General features: G+C 57.2%; 21 protein-coding genes. 14 read left to right on the forward strand and 7 right to left on the reverse strand.

Annotated features, from left to right (window positions below; translation table 11 throughout):
• The first annotated feature begins 23 nt into the window (after window positions 1–23).
• Window positions 24–266: a FitA-like ribbon-helix-helix domain-containing protein gene (locus CWI75_RS02925; RefSeq protein ID WP_101520109.1), complete on the forward strand. Its 243-nt coding sequence runs from the start codon at window positions 24–26 to the stop codon at window positions 264–266.
• Window positions 263–667: a type II toxin-antitoxin system VapC family toxin gene (locus CWI75_RS02930; protein WP_101519945.1), complete on the forward strand. Its 405-nt coding sequence runs from the start codon at window positions 263–265 to the stop codon at window positions 665–667. The genes CWI75_RS02925 and CWI75_RS02930 overlap by 4 nt, the downstream gene beginning before the upstream one ends.
• 52 nt (window positions 668–719) lie before the next feature.
• Here the strand turns inward: CWI75_RS02930 and CWI75_RS02935 are convergent, their stop codons facing one another.
• The 5 genes from CWI75_RS02935 to CWI75_RS02955 form a co-directional block, all read right to left on the reverse strand.
• On the reverse strand, window positions 720–1,031 hold the full coding sequence (locus tag CWI75_RS02935; RefSeq protein WP_101519946.1) for a type II toxin-antitoxin system RelE/ParE family toxin: 312 nt from the start codon (window positions 1,029–1,031) through the stop codon (window positions 720–722).
• Entirely contained in the window at window positions 1,019–1,276 is a 258-nt protein-coding gene (locus CWI75_RS02940; RefSeq protein ID WP_101519947.1) for a type II toxin-antitoxin system Phd/YefM family antitoxin, read from the reverse strand. Before CWI75_RS02940 ends, CWI75_RS02935 begins: the two co-directional genes overlap by 13 nt.
• Window positions 1,277–1,432: 156 nt before the next feature.
• Window positions 1,433–1,684 carry a Txe/YoeB family addiction module toxin gene (locus CWI75_RS02945; protein WP_241521052.1) on the reverse strand — a complete coding sequence of 84 codons (252 nt, stop codon included), beginning with the start codon at window positions 1,682–1,684 and terminating at the stop codon, window positions 1,433–1,435.
• An 8-nt stretch (window positions 1,685–1,692) separates the two neighbouring features.
• Window positions 1,693–1,935, reverse strand: a complete 243-nt coding sequence (locus tag CWI75_RS02950) for a type II toxin-antitoxin system Phd/YefM family antitoxin (protein ID WP_101519949.1) — start codon at window positions 1,933–1,935, stop codon at window positions 1,693–1,695.
• Between the two features lie 202 nt (window positions 1,936–2,137).
• Window positions 2,138–2,509 (reverse strand): YajD family HNH nuclease, encoded by a 372-nt coding sequence (locus tag CWI75_RS02955; protein WP_101519950.1) that lies wholly within the window; start codon window positions 2,507–2,509, stop codon window positions 2,138–2,140.
• A gap of 359 nt (window positions 2,510–2,868) precedes the next feature.
• Between CWI75_RS02955 and CWI75_RS02960 the strand changes: the two genes are divergently transcribed.
• From CWI75_RS02960 to CWI75_RS02975, 5 genes are all read left to right on the forward strand, one after another.
• On the forward strand, window positions 2,869–4,005 hold the full coding sequence (locus CWI75_RS02960) for an ADP-ribosylglycohydrolase family protein (protein ID WP_101519951.1): 1,137 nt from the start codon (window positions 2,869–2,871) through the stop codon (window positions 4,003–4,005).
• A gap of 99 nt (window positions 4,006–4,104) precedes the next feature.
• Window positions 4,105–4,326, forward strand: a complete 222-nt coding sequence (locus CWI75_RS18890; protein WP_420913248.1) for a DUF4124 domain-containing protein — start codon at window positions 4,105–4,107, stop codon at window positions 4,324–4,326.
• Between the two features lie 196 nt (window positions 4,327–4,522).
• On the forward strand, window positions 4,523–4,798 hold the full coding sequence (locus CWI75_RS02965) for a type II toxin-antitoxin system HigB family toxin (RefSeq protein ID WP_101519952.1): 276 nt from the start codon (window positions 4,523–4,525) through the stop codon (window positions 4,796–4,798).
• Window positions 4,799–4,818: 20 nt separating this feature from the next.
• The gene (locus CWI75_RS02970; protein WP_241521053.1) at window positions 4,819–6,036 is read left to right on the forward strand and encodes an ImmA/IrrE family metallo-endopeptidase; all 1,218 of its coding nucleotides are present in this window, start codon (window positions 4,819–4,821) and stop codon (window positions 6,034–6,036) included.
• 144 nt (window positions 6,037–6,180) lie between these two features.
• Window positions 6,181–7,632 carry a vWA domain-containing protein gene (locus CWI75_RS02975; protein ID WP_101519954.1) on the forward strand — a complete coding sequence of 484 codons (1,452 nt, stop codon included), beginning with the start codon at window positions 6,181–6,183 and terminating at the stop codon, window positions 7,630–7,632.
• Between the two features lie 42 nt (window positions 7,633–7,674).
• Here the strand turns inward: CWI75_RS02975 and CWI75_RS02980 are convergent, their stop codons facing one another.
• Window positions 7,675–9,291: a hypothetical protein gene (locus tag CWI75_RS02980; protein ID WP_101519955.1), complete on the reverse strand. Its 1,617-nt coding sequence runs from the start codon at window positions 9,289–9,291 to the stop codon at window positions 7,675–7,677.
• A 4-nt stretch (window positions 9,292–9,295) separates the two neighbouring features.
• Window positions 9,296–10,420, reverse strand: coding sequence for a c-type cytochrome (locus tag CWI75_RS02985; protein WP_101519956.1), 1,125 nt, complete (start codon window positions 10,418–10,420; stop codon window positions 9,296–9,298).
• A 218-nt stretch (window positions 10,421–10,638) separates the two neighbouring features.
• Here CWI75_RS02985 and CWI75_RS02990 point away from each other — a divergent pair, with 218 nt between their 5' ends.
• From CWI75_RS02990 to CWI75_RS03020, 7 genes are all read left to right on the forward strand, one after another.
• Complete coding sequence (locus CWI75_RS02990; protein WP_101519957.1) at window positions 10,639–11,457, forward strand: CmcJ/NvfI family oxidoreductase; 819 nt, start codon at window positions 10,639–10,641, stop codon at window positions 11,455–11,457.
• A gap of 16 nt (window positions 11,458–11,473) precedes the next feature.
• Window positions 11,474–12,394 carry a M14 family metallopeptidase gene (locus tag CWI75_RS02995; protein WP_101519958.1) on the forward strand — a complete coding sequence of 307 codons (921 nt, stop codon included), beginning with the start codon at window positions 11,474–11,476 and terminating at the stop codon, window positions 12,392–12,394.
• A gap of 136 nt (window positions 12,395–12,530) precedes the next feature.
• Window positions 12,531–13,775 carry an HPP family protein gene (locus CWI75_RS03000; protein ID WP_146003534.1) on the forward strand — a complete coding sequence of 415 codons (1,245 nt, stop codon included), beginning with the start codon at window positions 12,531–12,533 and terminating at the stop codon, window positions 13,773–13,775.
• Window positions 13,776–13,909: 134 nt separating this feature from the next.
• The gene (locus CWI75_RS03005) at window positions 13,910–15,073 is read left to right on the forward strand and encodes an MFS transporter (protein ID WP_162299972.1); all 1,164 of its coding nucleotides are present in this window, start codon (window positions 13,910–13,912) and stop codon (window positions 15,071–15,073) included.
• 76 nt (window positions 15,074–15,149) lie between these two features.
• The gene (locus tag CWI75_RS03010) at window positions 15,150–15,572 is read left to right on the forward strand and encodes a potassium channel family protein (RefSeq protein WP_101519961.1); all 423 of its coding nucleotides are present in this window, start codon (window positions 15,150–15,152) and stop codon (window positions 15,570–15,572) included.
• Between the two features lie 13 nt (window positions 15,573–15,585).
• Entirely contained in the window at window positions 15,586–16,059 is a 474-nt protein-coding gene (locus CWI75_RS03015; RefSeq protein ID WP_420913244.1) for a GNAT family N-acetyltransferase, read from the forward strand.
• A 71-nt stretch (window positions 16,060–16,130) separates the two neighbouring features.
• Window positions 16,131–16,514: a DUF6394 family protein gene (locus CWI75_RS03020; RefSeq protein WP_101519963.1), complete on the forward strand. Its 384-nt coding sequence runs from the start codon at window positions 16,131–16,133 to the stop codon at window positions 16,512–16,514.
• The last annotated feature ends 1 nt before the right edge of the window (window position 16,515 follow it).

A 16,515-nucleotide genomic window follows, 5' to 3' on the forward strand; every position in this document is an offset into this window, starting at 1 on the left:
TTGGAACCACGTAGGGCATGAGCATGGCCAATGTCACCTTTAAAAACATACCCGACGACCTATACGAGCAACTGAAGCAGGCCGCCAATGCGCACCATAGAAGCGTAAACAGCGAACTGATTCATTGCTTGGAAAAGACATATAAACCAACCCGGTTCTCTGCTGCCGAGCTTGCCGGCAAAGCAGCCGAGCTGCGCAGTCACGTAACATTATCACTACTGGATATTGACGAAATCAATGCGTCCAAAAACCAGGGCAGAGAATGATTGTAGCGGACACCAACACCATCGCATATCTGTATCTTCCTACCGCGCAAACGGATGACGTAGTCTCGTTGCTGCACAAAGATCCTCATTGGGTTGCACCTTTGCTGTGGCGAAGCGAATTCCGAAACGTACTGTCGTTGTACATCAAAAAAGGCATTGTTGAGTTAAGCACCGCTATCGCTATGCAATCACAAGCAGAACAGCAGCTTGCCGATAACGAATACACCGTCAACTCCATGAATGTGTTGGCACTTGCTTCAGAAAGCGGCTGTTCAGCTTATGACTGCGAATTTATATCGCTGGCAAAATCACTGAATCTAAAACTGATCACGGGCGATAACAAACTAATTCAAGTGTTCCCTGAAGTCGCAATGACTGCCAGGGATTACTTACGTACATAACCCTAACGCCCCTATTCATGCGCCAGCTTGTCTGGTCGCGTACAATGGATGGTTAGCTGTCCAACTCAGGTTCTAATATAAATCTGCGTAGCTGCCTTTCTTCTCTCATGACGTGCAGGATAAGAGCAACCTTATTTTCGTTGCGATAGAAGATCCGGCAAGGTCTGACATACAGCTCTCGGTAGATCGAATCAGGTAGTTCTGCTGGAATATGGCCAGACTCCGGAAACTGTTCAAGCCGCTCTACTGTTGAGAAGATCGTCTTGACGAGGCTGGATGCTGCGCCAGGCTTATCCAGCGCGATGTATTCCGCGATCTCCTCTAACTGATCCAATGCTGGGTCTGCCCATATTACTTCAGCCACTTCTGCATCCGCTCCTTGGCTGCACCATGGGAGGTATTCTTACCCTCCAGCATTGCCCGCTCTCCCTTCGACAATCCTTCCAACAGCGCAAGTCTGCGCTGCATGAACTCATAGTCCTGAACATCAACCAGATAGGCTGACGGCTGACCATGTTCGGTTATCAGAACTGCTTCTTTGCTCTCGTGCAATTCAGCCAGGATCTTTGTTGCTTGACGCTTGAGGTTGGTGACTAGTTCAACTTTCATAGGCTACCCTCTTGAAGTGTCACTATAGTATCACTTCATTAGGGTTGCGGCTACAGAGTGCTTGCTGAGAATTTGACAGCTAACGCGAAGCTTTGCGGCAATTCTGGAGCCGCGAAGCGGTGGAAAAAATGGCCCGCAACAGCGGCTGGTTATGCATTATTCGTAGTGACTCCAGAGCCTGAGGACCTTCACCACCTCCTCGTCCTCTAACACTTGGTAGACCAGACGATGCTGAATGTTGATGCGGCGTGAATAGGCTCCAGCAAGATCGCCAATAAGCTTCTCAAAGGGAGGCGGCTTGCGGTATGGATCTTCGGCTATCAGCGCTAACAGTTCCTGAGCTTTTGGTTTGAGGCCGCTGGAGGCCAGCTTCTTTGCATCTTTCTGGGCTTGCTTGGTGTAAACCAACCTCCATGTCACCAGTCCAGCCCCTCATCGCATTCATCCACAGGGACATCCATTCCCTCACGAATAGCCTCCCGCATACCTGGTACAGATAACAGGTAAAGTGTTTCCTGAATGGCCGACCAGTCTTCCTCGGATACCAAAACGGCCTTGTTCCTCTTACCCAAAATGACGATTGGTTGGTGGGACTCGGCAGTTTCGTCGATCAGCCGATAAAGGTTACTGCGCGCCTCAGTTGCTGTGATTCCGGTCATGACGCACCTCTTGCGTGTTCAACTTTCCAACAAGTGTACGCTTTTTCGTACGTACGTCAAGGCGATCGCCTTGCATAACGCCGAACTGTGATTGAAAATCCCCATGTCGGCCCCGGAACGCCGGCCGGTTCGATTCTGTCTCTGGGCACCATTTATACCTCCTTTTTAGGTTCACGATCGCGCCTTCCCCGTCAGCCTGCCCTCAGTCCTTGCCCTCCATCTTCGCCTTCAGGTTGGCAAATGGATTATGGGTTGCAGGTTTCACTGCAGTGGCCCCGGCGCTGCCATAGCGAACGTAGCTCTCAAACTTACTGTGTTCTTCGTCGTGGCAATAAATACAAAGCAGCTCCCAATTGCTGCCGTCGCCGGGATTATTGTCGTGGTTATGGTCAACATGATGGACCGTTAGCTCCGACAAGTTCCTGCGGTCGAACTCTCGCGCACAGCGACCACAGATCCACGGGTATATCTTCAGGGCACGCTCACGATACCCGGACTCCCGCTTCGCATTGTACTCAAGCTGGTCGGCGCGCACCTGCTTGAAGGTCTTTGATGGAGGTTTTTGCTCACTCATGACTTTTCAGCTCCGATCGAATCATGCAACTCGAGGACAAACATGAGGTCGAGAGTACCTCTACCGGGCGCGCTTTCGCCACTCATACGGGTTGAGGTGTACCAGCGATGCATCCCGCAGCTCGCGCAAATCCAAAGACATATGCAGACAGGCCTGATGAATACCAACCCAAAATCGGAGTATCGGGCGAGCATATAGTAATGCTAGCGCACGGGATGTTACATATATCAATCCATCTGATGTAATGTTGAGCGTCGAGCCCACGGTCCAAAGCGAGCGGTGCCCGGACAAAGAACCTCGCTCACGAAAGCTGGGCCACCGCAGGGGCAGCAACCACCCTGCCCACACAAAGGCCAACTATGGACGCGACAAGTACCGAAGCCGAAACAAACCCTGGCACCATAGACTGCTGGCGCGGCTGCCTTATCGGCGGTGCGGTGGGCGATGCGCTCGGCGGCTCCGTCGAGTTCATGTCCCGGGCAGATATACTGGGAAAGTTCGGCCCTGCCGGTATTACCGCCTACGCACCAGCCTACGGCCGCATCGGTGCAATCACCGACGATACCCAGATGACCCTTTTCACCGCTGAAGGCCTGCTCAGGGCGCATGTGCGCTCCCGTATGCGGGGCACCGTTGCTGCTTATACCAGCGTTACCGCACACGCCCTGCAGCGCTGGCTACTCACCCAGGGAAGCCGCGCGCAGGCCGACCTCGACGTCAGCGAAGACGGCTGGTTAATCCGGCAACGTGATCTCCATCACCAGCGCGCCCCTGGCATGACCTGCCTTTCCGCGCTGCGACAGATGCCTGATTTCAATACCCCCGCCAGCAACGACAGCAAGGGCTGCGGCGGCGTGATGCGGGTAGCCCCTGTCGGTATGTTCGCTGCGAGCGTCTTCCCTGAAATGGGAGACCGGGAATTTGCAGACACCGTTTTCGGGCTCGGGGTGGACAATGCCGCCCTTACCCACGGCCATATTTCCGGGCAACTGCCCGCCGGGGTCTTGGCCCTGATGGTCGCTCTATTGCTGAGGGGCACCGACCTCACCGCTGCAACGGCGACCGCCCTGGACGTACTTCAGGGCAGTCGTGGTCACGAGGAAACTACCCGGATACTCGAGCAGGCTATCAGCCTGGCTTCCAGCCGGCCCGCCAGTCCGGAAGCCCTGGCTTCGCTTGGCGAAGGATGGGTGGCGGAGGAGGCGTTGGCGATCAGCCTTTACTGTGCCCTGGGAGCTGGCGACTTTGAAGATGGCGTACTCCTTGCGATCAATCACAGCGGCGACTCCGACTCTACCGGGGCCATTACCGGCAACCTGTTGGGTGCCCTGCACGGCCTGCAAGCCATCCCCGCCCACCTGCTGGAAGGGCTCGAGCTGCGCGAGGTAACACAGTCGGTTGCAGATGATCTGGCAACAGCGGGCGACTGGCAGATTAGTGAATATTCATCTGACACCAAGGTGGATTATTATCTGGACAGATATCCCGTTGGATAACAAAACTGGCGAAACACCAGCCCTTGATGGGTGAGTGCTTGCCAAATCAAGGCCCCTTTCCACTAAGAGCGGCTGCGGAAATACCGGAGAACCAGAATGATGAGGTACGGAATCGGCCTGATTTTGCTGGCCACACTGGCTGGCACCGCAAGCGCCCAATCGCGGTTTTACAAGTGTGAGGACAAGTGGGGCCAGCCCATATTCAGCCAGCGCCCCTGCGGCGCGTGGCCTTCCAAAAGAGTAGGGTCTATGCCTTCATATCGTTCCACGACTTTCTCAGAAAATCAGAAATGTGGATCTGGTAAGGGCGAGTACTCATAAGCCATACGGATTCATAGTAAGTGAACCCACAATTACACGAACAACTCAAAGACCATATCTGGGAAATTACAGCCATCAAGCAGCAGCGATGCTCACATCTACACAAAATTCCCTTTTTGGTAAATTTGATAAAAGATGCGGGAAACTTGTTTACCATTTTGGGAAAATTGTCTAGAATAGCGCCTCGCGATCAACCATGAAAGTTCTGAAAAGAAACCTGCTGGATGTTTTCGCCAAAAAGCACGCTAAAGCTAAAGGTGCATTGGAAGCATGGTTTACAGAAGCCAATCAAGCGAACTGGGAGACACCCCAGGACATCAAGAATCGCTACAAAAGTGCTGACTTCCTGGCTGGCAACCGGGTTATTTTCAACATTAAGGGCAATCATTTCCGATTGGTCGTCAAGGTGAGATACCAAAACGGAATTGTCCTAATTGAATGGGTCGGCACGCACGCTGAATACGATAAGTAGCGGTTTTAGGAGGTGGGATTATGAATCTCAAAGTTCTCAAAGACGAAGATGACCACGCTCAAGCAATAGCGCGACTGTATGCGCTGATGGATTTGGAGCCGGAAGAAGGGTCCATCGAAAATGACGAGTTGGAAGTACTGGCGCTGTTGATCGAGCGTTACGAGGAAGAACACTTCCCTGTAGAGCTGCCTTCACCTGTGGACGCTATTTTGTTTCGCATGGATCAGCAAGGGCTGTCCCGGAAGGACCTGGCACCATATATAGGGTCACTACCGAAAGTTTCAGAAGTACTGCATGGCAAACGTACACTAAGTCTTGCCATGATTCGTCGCCTCCATAAAGGCCTGGGGATTCCGCTAGATGTACTTATCCAGGACCCGGAACAGCAGGAGCACTTTGATCAAGGGGTCAACTGGCTCGACTTCCCGCTGAAGGAGATGCACCAGCGCGGCTATTTTGCCGGGTTTAACGGTACGCTTTCGGAATTAAAGGGATATGCACAGGAGGTGGTTGGCGGCTTCCTGAAGTCAGTCAACCTTCAATCCAGCGCGCAGCCAATGATGGCGCGCGCAACCTCCCACCTGCGCGAAAATGACAAGATGTCCGATCCAGCTGCGATGCTGGCCTGGCAGGCCAGAGTACTGCACCTTGCCCACAGCCAGCCAAATTTGCCGGCCTATGTGTCCGGAACCGTCTCTCAAGACTGGATGCGCGATTTGGCGCGTCTTTCGTGGTCACAACAGGGCCCTGCTTTGGCAGTGGAGTTTCTGAACAAAGCGGGTATTCACGTGGTGATTGAGAAGCACCTACCCAAAACCTATCTGGATGGAGCAGTTTGTTTTTCTGAGGCAAGGCATCCGGTTGTAGCCCTAACTTTGCGTCACGACCGCCTGGACAACTTCTGGTTTACCTTGATGCATGAGCTCGCGCACATCGCCCTCCATTTCGATGGAACGGAGACTTGGTACCTCGACAATCTTGACGCGATATCTACCGACCCACGAGAGGACCAGGCCGATGCGTTGGCGCAAGAAGTGCTCATTCCGCAAGACAGCATACCCAACGGCCTACCCACCGATGCCGCAGGGGTAGGACAGTTAGCGCAAACCCTCCGTATTTTACCCTGTATCATCGCAGGCCGTGCAAGGCGCGAGGCCGGCAGCTATCAAATGTTCGGCAGGGCCTTCCGTAGCGAGAAAGAGGTGCGTAGAATTTTGACCGAAAACGGCTACCTATAAGTCCCAAAAAACCTCACGAGCCAAGGTTTTGAAGGCGAGGGACATGTGTATAACGCTGATAAACCCCGCCTCAGAATGTTAGGGTAACGACAGCTGAGTAACCAATTTGCGAATTGAGCTGACTGACACCTGAGGAGATAAGTAATGCGTTTTATCCAGTCTGCCGGTATTACAGCCGGAATCACGGCACTGTTGAGCCTGGGGATGCCGACGGCAGCCGAGGACACTGTGGTCGTCTACGATGCTTCCAATTCGATGTGGGGGCAGATCGAAGGTGAGGCCAAAATAAGTATTGCCCGCCGCGTGATGACGGATTTGATTGCAGGCTGGAACTCAAACACCAACATTGGCCTGGTAGCGTACGGGCATCGGCATGTTAGTGACTGCTCGGACATAGAAACGGTGGTTCCAGTCGGGCCGGTTGATCGGGAGGCCCTTACCAAACAGATTGCAACCATCCAGCCCAAAGGCCGGACGCCCCTTACCGCTGCCGTACGCCACGCAGCGGATGCCCTGAATTTTCGCGACAGCCCGGCCACCGTGGTGCTCGTATCCGATGGCATCGAGAGTTGCGACGCGGATCCCTGTGCGGTTTCCAAAGAACTGGCCCGGGCCGGTATCCGCTTCACCGCGCATGTAGTCGGCTTTGATGTGTCTGCGGAAGCCGATCAGGCGCAGCTGCGCTGTATAGCAGAGAACACTGGTGGGCGCTTCTTTGCTGCGCGCGACGCCGAGGGACTCAGGGAGGCACTGGATGAAGTCGCCGCAATGGCTGCCCAGCCTGCGCCCCCGGAAGCAGTGGTGCTTCTCACCGCGCCGGACAGCGCCGTTGCCGGGTCCGAAGTGGCCGTCAGCTGGGAAGGGGAGAATATTCAGCCCCAGGACATGGTTGTTATCGTGTCAGTGGACGCGGAGCCTGATATGCGTGACAGCCACAAGCGCATCAGGGAACATTCGGGCACCACATTACGGACCCCGGAAATTGCCGGCCCACACGAGCTTCGCTATTTGAGCACCGCCAGCGGTCGAGTGGTTGCGCGTAAACCGATTCAACTTACTGAGCCGCAGGCAACGGTTTCCGCCCCTGCCATAGCAACAGCGGGTTCAACCATTAAGGTCAGCTGGGAAAACCCGGTACATCCCGGCGATTACATTACCATCGTCGCCGCCGATGCCCCGGACAATGAAGTCGGTGGCCACATTCGCGTGCGCGACGATGCCGCGGGCACACTCACAGCTCCGCCCGAGCCTGGCGCCTATGAAGTACGCTATGTACTCGGCAAGGGCCGCAAACTGGTGGACCGCGCAGCACTTGAACTGACTCCGGCCAATGCCAGCGTTTCCGCGCCGGCACAGGCGATCGCCGGCTCCAGGATCAAGGTCAGCTGGGAAAACCCGGTGCATCCTGCCGATTACATTACCATCGTCGTCGCCGATGCCCCGGCCGATGAAGTCAAACAACACATCAGAGTGCGCGATAATCTGGAAGGTAGTCTTAACGCCCCGGATAAGCCGGGCGCCTACGAGGTGCGTTATGTGTTGGGCAAAGGCAGGAAACTTGTCTCGGCGGCACCCGTTGTGATCGAAGCAGAGTAGCTTTCGTCATGCCGTGCACAGGGTAGGGCCTCCCACTCGTCGCTATTGCCCTGGCACCACGGCGGCGGTCTCCGCCAACACCACCCCGGACTGCGAGGCCATACTCCGGTACATGCGCACGAAGCGATTGGTTTCCTCGGCATCGTAAGCGGCCAGGTTGTGGGCCCAGCGGTATGCGATGGGCTGGTACCACAGGCGGGCTTCCACCTGGAATGGCCCGTTATACTGATCAACCGCTATTCGGTAGCGAACCTGGTCGTGGCCGTCAGCGAAGTCGTCGTCCCCGGACGCGCGGCCTTGTACGGCGATGTCTGAATCGGCTGTCGCCTTGTTGAAACCGCGTGGCAACAGCCGGTTATCCTTGATAAAGGTAACCGCTGAAAGCAGCCCGGTGGTCACTGCGCCGCTCGGGGTCGCCATGATGGCTTCGTAGATCTGCACCTGCCCGGGTTGCTCTATGAGCTCGTAGTGAGGTTCATAGCGTGTGCCATCCGAGTCATTGTCATTGCCGATGATCGCCCCATCAGCTGTCAGGCGGCCGGACTCGAACACCAGTGCGCCGCCGGCATCATGCACCTGCAGATGGATCCAGGCCCGGCGTGACGGATAGGCCGTCGGCAGTTTATGGCCGGCCAGGTTGGCCACCCGCACCATCGCTTCCAGCCTACCCTCTCCATCCTGTCGTGCCTTCAGCTCAAGTCGCGCCGTACCGTTGCGCAGGAATTCCAGCGTTCGCTCTTCCGAGGCCTTCAGGGACTGGGGTGGCGCCTTTACCCCCAGCTCACTGGCGTAGCGATTCAACAGGCGCAGCATGAAGAAGTTGCCGCCGCGAAACGTATGCTGGCTCAGCCCCTCCCGCGGTACGCCAAGCACCGAGGTCACGGGTGTATCCTCCTGCACCACCGGCATATGACAACTCTGGCAACTGCGGTGGCCGGGGAAATCGCTGTGCCGCCACTCCAGGTAGGGCACCTGTTCCGGCAGTTCTCCCACGACCTGGCCGCCTTCGCCAAGGGTATGGGTGTACAGCGTGTGGCAGGTGGCGCAGAACTCCGAGGTCTGCAGGTGCCCTCCCTGCCGGGGAATGAAGCCGGTGGCCGAGCGCATGATTTCCTGGCGCCCGGGATCGATCTCGAAAGGTCCCAATATCTGCTGCCTGCCGGGCGGGGACTCGGTGTCTACGTGGAAGCCACCGGTAAAACTTTCCGGCTCGCCCAGATTGCGATCGGTGATCTGGTGACAGGCACTGCAGGATACACCGTCCTCGGCCAGCAGGGTCTGGTGCGAGCCCCGGGACGGGAACGGCAGGTGAGTGAAGATCTGCCCCAGTTCGCCGCTGGCCTTCGCCTGGTAGCGAGACATGGGCATATGGCAGACAGCACACTCGTCCTCGATTTGCGCCTGGGCCTGGGGATGGTCCATTATTTCCCTACGCACGGCCGCCTGCCAATAGGGATCCCGGGAAGCGTTGGCCATCATTGAACCCTGCCAGTCGTGGCCAAAGGAAACATCCTCGCCGCCCGGGGTAAGCAGCCCATTATGACAGGCCAGGCATTTGTCGCTTGTTTCAAACAACCGGTGTTGCGGGTCATCCGGCATTTGCGCCTGGCTGATTGCGGCAAAACCCAGCCCAATTGCGAGCAAGATGATGTGATACATAGGATTACCATCCCTCGGCGAGTGAGCCGTCAAACCAGTCCCATAAAAGATATACAAGAAACTGGTCATCGCGAATGTCATCGTTGGTCAGTGCCATGCGCCAGCCGATATTCAGTCGCACGTGCTGGCGCTTGCTGAGCATGATCTGTAGCTGGGGAACGGCGTCCCACTCGGTATCGGCGCTGGGTGCGTTCTCCCGGCTGGCGACCAGTTCGAGCATGGGTGTCCACGGCCGTCCCCAGCGATCAAAGAAAAAGCTGCGGCCCGCTGCCAGGCGCAGGTACGCTTCCTCGTTGGCTTTGTCACCCTCTCTGGGTACATCTACCCCTATCTGGCCCTGAAAGAAGCTGTTGGCCGGCAGAATCTGCCCATAGGCCAAAGAACCTTCAAAAATGGCGGTATCGGCACCGAAACCGTCAGCGTCGTCACCGGTGGGCAGGGACACCTCCGCGATGCCGCTGATGATGGCACCACGCTCCATATTGTCGTAGAGCACGCGCTTGAGCCCCAGCTTGATATCCCCCAGGCCGGATCGCCACTGATCATCGGCCATTGGGTGGGTATTTTCCCGCCAACCGATGGGTACGACAATCTCAAACTGGTTGCGCGCGCCAAACCGTTGCTCGTAGATCAGATCGTTGAAGACCGCGTCGGTTTCGCCGTCGGGAATGCGGGTCTCCCATACCACTTCGTCTTCCGGGAACGCCTTGGTGGTAACCTGGGCACGCGGCAGGTTGAATTCTCCCCGGGGCCAGGACTTGTCCGCGCAGAAAGTACGGATATGGCTCATGGCCGCCCGCAACTCGGCAACGCTCAGGGCTTCACCGAACGCCGGCATCATCGGCGAAAATGCCCGTACGGGCCCGCCTTCATGGGCCACTGCGACCCAGTCGGCATTGGGTTCCCGGCTGGCAAAATCGCAATCGCTAAAGTCAGGCAAGGGCGTCTCGAAGCCTACTGCGTGCCGGGGATTACCCCTGCCGCGCGGGCCATGGCATGCGGCACAGGCTTTCTGGTAGATGGCTTCACCATTCGGAGAGGAGCTGGCCAGCGCCGTCGGCACGCTCAGTGCCGCACCCAGGAGTAGCCCTGTCACAACTTCGCCCGTTAACCAGACCCAATGTTTCATGTCGTCGATTCCTCATTGGAGTTGACGCCAGAGCTGGATGGCCCGCATCCGAAGATGCGGTTGATGGAATTTTAGTGTGGAAGTGGTTCCTGAATATTGCAAGAAAACAGCCGGAATACTCGATGACCCGGAAATAGAAAAAAGACTACAGGGCAAAAAAAGTTGCATCCATATATGAGTGGTCCACACTGCCGCTGTAGACACTGGCAGCTCGATCTATGACTTCAGCGGATGTACAGGCACCAATTCAGTACCTCAGGCCCGGCGCGGACCGCCCGATCTATTTTGCCTCCCAGGGTGGTGCCGACGCCGCCCTCAGGATCGGCGCACACTTCGATGTAGCGCAAGTCGATATTGCCGACGCCCGAAGACTTTCCCCGCCCGCCAACCTCGAGCAGCAGGGTTTCTGCCTGGTGGATCACGCCACCGCGATCAGTGATTTCTATCACCTCGAGCCGGTAAGAGACCAGTACGAGGCCGAGATCATCGCGCTGGTACTCGCCGCGAGTGGCGCCGAGGCGGCCATGGTATTCGACCACACCCTGCGCTCGGATTCACGCACGGTACGTGGCCAGCACACCAGCCGTGAGCCGGCCTCCGTGGTACACAATGACTACACCGACGCATCCGCCGGGAAACGGCTTCGCGACCTGTTGCCTGCCGATGAAGCGGCCCGGCGCCTGCGTAGCCGCTTCGCGATCATCAACGTGTGGCGCTCGATCAACGGACCTGTGTTCAACAGCCCGCTTGCGCTGTGCGACTTCAGTTCAGCCGACCCCGATGACTTTGTCGCCAGCGAACGGCGGGCGCAGGATCGGGTCGGCGAGCTGCAGCTGGTACTGGAAAATCCGGAGCACCGCTGGTATTACTTCCCCGAGCAGCAATTCGAGGAAGCACTGCTGTTCAAGACCTTTGATTCGGCCACTGATGGTCGGGCCCGGCGTGTCGCTCACACCGCTTTCGCCAATCCGCTGGCGCCGGTCGCCGCGCCCCCCAGGGAAAGCATCGAATCGAGGCTGCTGGTTTTCTTTTCCTGAGGAGTCATCACCACCCATGCATACCACCAATGACTATCCCATCGGCACCCCGGGCCAGGCTTGGAGTGACGCAGAAAAACAGGCCTGGTATGTAGCCCAGGCAATTCAGCGCTCCTATGCCGACGAGGTCCTGTCGCATCTTGCGACGTTGCGCAAGACATTCGAGGTCGAACAGTACGGTGCCCTGCCTGTTGATCCGGAGCGCTATCCCCTGTTTGCGGTACGCAGTCGCCAGTGGAACCCTGCAAAACCCATCGCCCTGATCACTGGCGGTGTGCATGGTTACGAGACCAGCGGGGTGCAGGGAGCACTGCGTTTTCTCGAGACCGAAGCCCCGCGCTATGCGGATCGCTTCAACCTGCTGGTAGCCCCGGCCCTCAGCCCCTGGGGTTACGAGACCATCAATCGCTGGAACCCGGCTGCCATGGACCCCAATCGCGCCTTCCGACGGGGCAGTCCAGCCCCGGAGGCCGCTACCCTGATGCGCTACCTGGAGCCGTTTGCCGGCAAGTTCCTGCTGCACATCGACCTGCACGAAACCACCAATACCGACAACAGCGAGTTCCGTCCTGCCCTGGCAGCACGGGACGGGGTGACGCTCGACGTCTGGGATATCCCGGACGGCTTTTATCTCGTGGGAGAAGCTGACTGCCCAGCTCCGGCATTCCAGCAGGCGGTGATCAAGGCGGTTGCCGAAGTCACGCCCATCGCCCCTGCCGATGCCGAGGGCAAACTACTGGGCGAACCGCTGCAGCAGCACGGCGTGATCAACTATGCGGCGCGCAAGCTGGGGCTGTGCATGGGCCTGACCGATGCCCCCTATCGCACCACCACCGAGGTCTATCCCGACAGCCCACGCGTGGACGCGGAGAACTGTATCCTGGCCCAGGTGGCAGCGGTGACCGGTGCCCTGGAGTTCGCGCTGCAGGAGGAGTGAAGCTGCGGCGCCAGCCTACCCGTAGCGCCACCAGGATTTGGTATCCGCTGCAATACCCTTCACAGTGGGGACCCACCGCACCCTGTATACTGGTCACTCAGGCGCAAATATTGAACAAGTAGCAATCGAGGAGACCATGGAGCCGCCCCAAAGTGGACCATCACCCGCCGACCGCGGTCGGACGGGCTTCAGGGATTTCATACGGGCCTTCGGGCCGGCAATGCTGCGCCCGCAACCACAGGAGATCGTTCGCGCTGCCATTGGTGGCGGCATTGCGCTTGCCGTCTGCGGGCTCATTCTGACCGGCGTCCACTTGCTGTTTAACGACCTCGCCAAAGGCATAATTCTTGTGGCGCCCCTGGGTGCCACAACCTTCCTTTTGTTTGCCGTACCCAATTCACCTCTGTCACAACCGTGGTCCTGCATTATCGGTAATACGGCATCGGCCGTGGTGGCCGTTTTCGTGATCAGGCTGGAGCTGCCCCTGGCAGTCGCTTCCGGCCTGTCTGTCGGCGGCGCCATCGCAGCCATGGGACTGTTGCGCGCTCTCCACCCTCCGGGGGCTGCGGTCGCATTGTCAACGGTTCTCGGCGCAGGGCAGCTGGATACGCTGGGCTACAATTTTGCCCTTGTACCGGTAATGCTGGATACCACCATACTGGTTCTCGTCGGTCTGGCCTGGAACAGGCTTACCGGTCGCAGTTATCTGTTCCGGCAGCTAGTCGATACAACCACAACCGCGCAGGACAAACCTTATAAAGCGCCTGCGCGCCCTCTCGGCCTGTCGACTGAAGATCTCGAGGAACTGCTGAATCGCTTCAATTTATCGGCGAATCTGGGTACTGAGGATTTCGCGCTGATCCTCGCATCTGCGGAAGAGGAAGTCGCGCGGCGACGGTTTGAAGGCCAGACCTGTGGCGACATCATGTCCCGGGAGCTCATCACTGTGGAGCCCGGCACACCGCTTGACCGGATTGCCGAGCTGTTCAGCAAACACCGCTTCAAGACCCTGCCCGTTGTGGACAGCCATCGCCATTTGAAAGGAATCGTCAGCCAAAATGATCTCATACAGAAGGCGAGTCGCGAAGCTGTGGTCTACCGAGGCACCTTCGCCGCCGCAAGGGAACTCCTCAAGCAAGCGACAAAAAAGCGCAACATCTCCGCCGGCGATATCATGACAGCACAGCCGGAAACCGTTACTGGAACGACACCGATAGGTGACCTGGTCAATTTACTCGCCGATGATGAAATACAGGCCGTACCTGTCATTGATGATGGGATATTGGTTGGCATCGTCACCCGATCGGATCTGATCGCGGTATTTGCGCGCAGCGGTTCTGTCGAGGCGCTCCCTGGTCCACAGGCATCCCCGTTAGACTAGGGCTCCACACAAAAAACCACCGCAACATGCAGGCATTTTAGCCGACCCTCTTCTACCCTTCTAACACACAGCTTTTTTTGCCACACAAAGCCCCCGATAGAATCATCCTCGTGGTGTGCATGGGAGACTCTGTATTGAAAGCATTGTCTTCGACTCAATTCGCCTTTCTTGGCGCCGGCCTGATTGCCATCAGCTATGGCCTGGCGAGGTTCGCGTTCGGGCTGTTTGTGCCGCCGATACGGGAAGAACTCGGTTTGTCCGCGCAGGTTATGGGTGCGCTGGGCTCCCTGCCCTTTATCAGTTTTGTTGTCACCAGTCTGTTTGCCGCTTCGGTAGTGGAACGGGTTGGGCCCCGGGTCGCGGCTGTTGCTGCCGCAGTCCTGGCTTGTATGGGACTGGCGTTTGTTAGCCAGGCAAATGGCGCAGGAGTACTTGGGACCGGCCTGCTCACTTGTGGCATTGCGACAGGCATGATGATGCCGGCCTTGAGCGCCGGCAATGGCGTAGCCATCCGGCCGGAGCTTCATGACCGAACCGTCGCGATCATGAACGCCGGTACCGGCCTGGGTATTGCCGTGTCAGTGCCGGCTGTCATCCTGTTGAGCAATGCCTGGCGTGCCGCTTACGTATCCTTTGCCCTGTTTGCCGCTATCGGCGCCCTTGCAGCCTGGGCCTGGATGCCGCAAAAGAAGTCACTGAGCACACTCTCTATTACCGAGGAAACCGGCGCTAGAAAAATCCTCCGGGCGCCTTTATGGAAGTTGACCGTGTTTACCGGCGGCATGGGATTCGTGAGTGCCGCATTCTGGGTATTCGCACCTGATCTGGCGGTTGTTCGGGGCGGCCTGCCGGAACACCTTACCGGCTGGCTGTGGCTGGCAATAGGACTTGCCGGTCTGGCCGGTGCGTTTGCCGGTGATCTCATCGCCCGCTTCGGTGCTGCCAGGACACAAAGTGGTGCGCTGATTGCCCTGTCCCTGGCCATGCTCCTGCTGCTGGTGTTTCCCGGACAGCTTGCACTGGCGATTCTCTCGGCGTCGATATTCGGCTTTGCCTACATGACATTGACGGGTGTCTACCTGGTAACCGGTATCCGGCTGACCCCGGGGCATCGTTCCCTGGGCCCGGCCATAGCTTTCCTGCCTGTGGCAATCGGCCAGGCTTGCGGTTCGGCCATTGCAGGCTCCACGGTAACTCATTTTGGCTATGTCACTACTTTTACGGGGGCTATGGTTATAGGCTTGCTTATTGCAGCGCTATTTCCCTGGTATCCGCGTGCAGGCACCGGGCGCGACTGAATCGACTTGCAAAAAGTGCTGCCGCTTGCAGTTCACGTTACCATTGGCACCACTTACCCAACTGGAAACCACTGGTATGGTCGTATTTCTGGTCAACGCCCTGATCGTCTCTCTTGTTGTGCTCATTCATCATGAATTCCTGCATGGGCTGACCAGGCTGCTGCCCCGGCTACCGATGGTGCACCGTGCCCGAATCACCGTCGGCGTACTGGGGGCGCTAATTGCGCATGCCGTAGAGATCTGGATTTTTGGGTTTGCCTTCTATCTACTGACCACGGAGTTCGGCTGGGGTAGCCTGAGTGGCAATTTTGGCGGCACGATAATGGATTGCGTGTACTTTTCGTTTACGGTGTTTTCCACTCTCGGCTTTGGCGATATTTTCCCGGAGGGCCCGATCCGTTATCTTGTAGGCATAGAGGCGTTGACCGGACTGGTACTTATTACCTGGACCGCCTCCTTCCTGTTTTACGAAATGCAGCGCAACTGGAGTAGTGAATAAGATAATGGCAAACATGAATATACGTACCGCGCAGGCCGATGACTGCTCACTGATCCTGCGCTTCGTGCGCGATCTCGCGCTCTATGAAAAAGCCCTCGAGGAAGTTACCGCCACCGCGGAAGACCTTCGCGCCCTGCTCTTTTGCGAGCACCCGAAAGTTTTCGGCCTGATTTGTGAGATTGACGGCGAGGCTGCAGGGTTTGCACTCTACTTCTATAATTTTTCTTCCTGGCGCGGTCGTTTGGGCCTGTATCTGGAAGATCTTTACATAGATCCCGCCCAGCGCGGCAAGGGTGCCGGTAAAGCATTACTGCAATACCTGGCACGCCAGGCCGTGGCGGAGGGCTGCGCCCGCTTTGAATGGAATGTGCTGGACTGGAATGAACCGGCAATACGCTTCTATGAATCCTTTGGCGCTGAACCCCAGAGTGAATGGGTAGGCTATCGCTTGAGCGGCAAGGCTCTTGACCGTTTTGCAGCGGGCTGACGCAGGGCTGGTAACCCGGCGCCACTTACGCATAATGGCAATCACTATCAAATAACCTGGGACATCCGCCAATGAACATGAGCAAGGTCGTATTCGGTTTCTTTGTACTGCTGGCGGTTACCCTGAATTTTGGCTTTTTCATCGGTGATATAGACAACCCGGACCATCATAATGTCTATGAGTTATTCGCCGCCCTGGTAGTAGGACTGATCGCCACGGTACTCAAGTTTGGTGAACGCTCACAGATTGGTGCGGTGTTGCTTGCGTCGAGCCTGGTTGTGGACCTGCAATTGATCGCGGCAGCTATCATCTGGGCCGTCGCGGCAAACATGACCGATGGTGGTGTAACGCCCGCGGTAATGGCCTCCATCGTATCGCTGTCCGGGGGCGCACTGCTGGCCAACCTGCTGTCGCTGGTGCTGCTTACCCTCGAAACCGCGGGCCTGGGACGCTAGA

This window comes from Kineobactrum sediminis (genome assembly GCF_002868715.1).
Lineage (GTDB): Bacteria > Pseudomonadota > Gammaproteobacteria > Pseudomonadales > Halieaceae > Kineobactrum > Kineobactrum sediminis.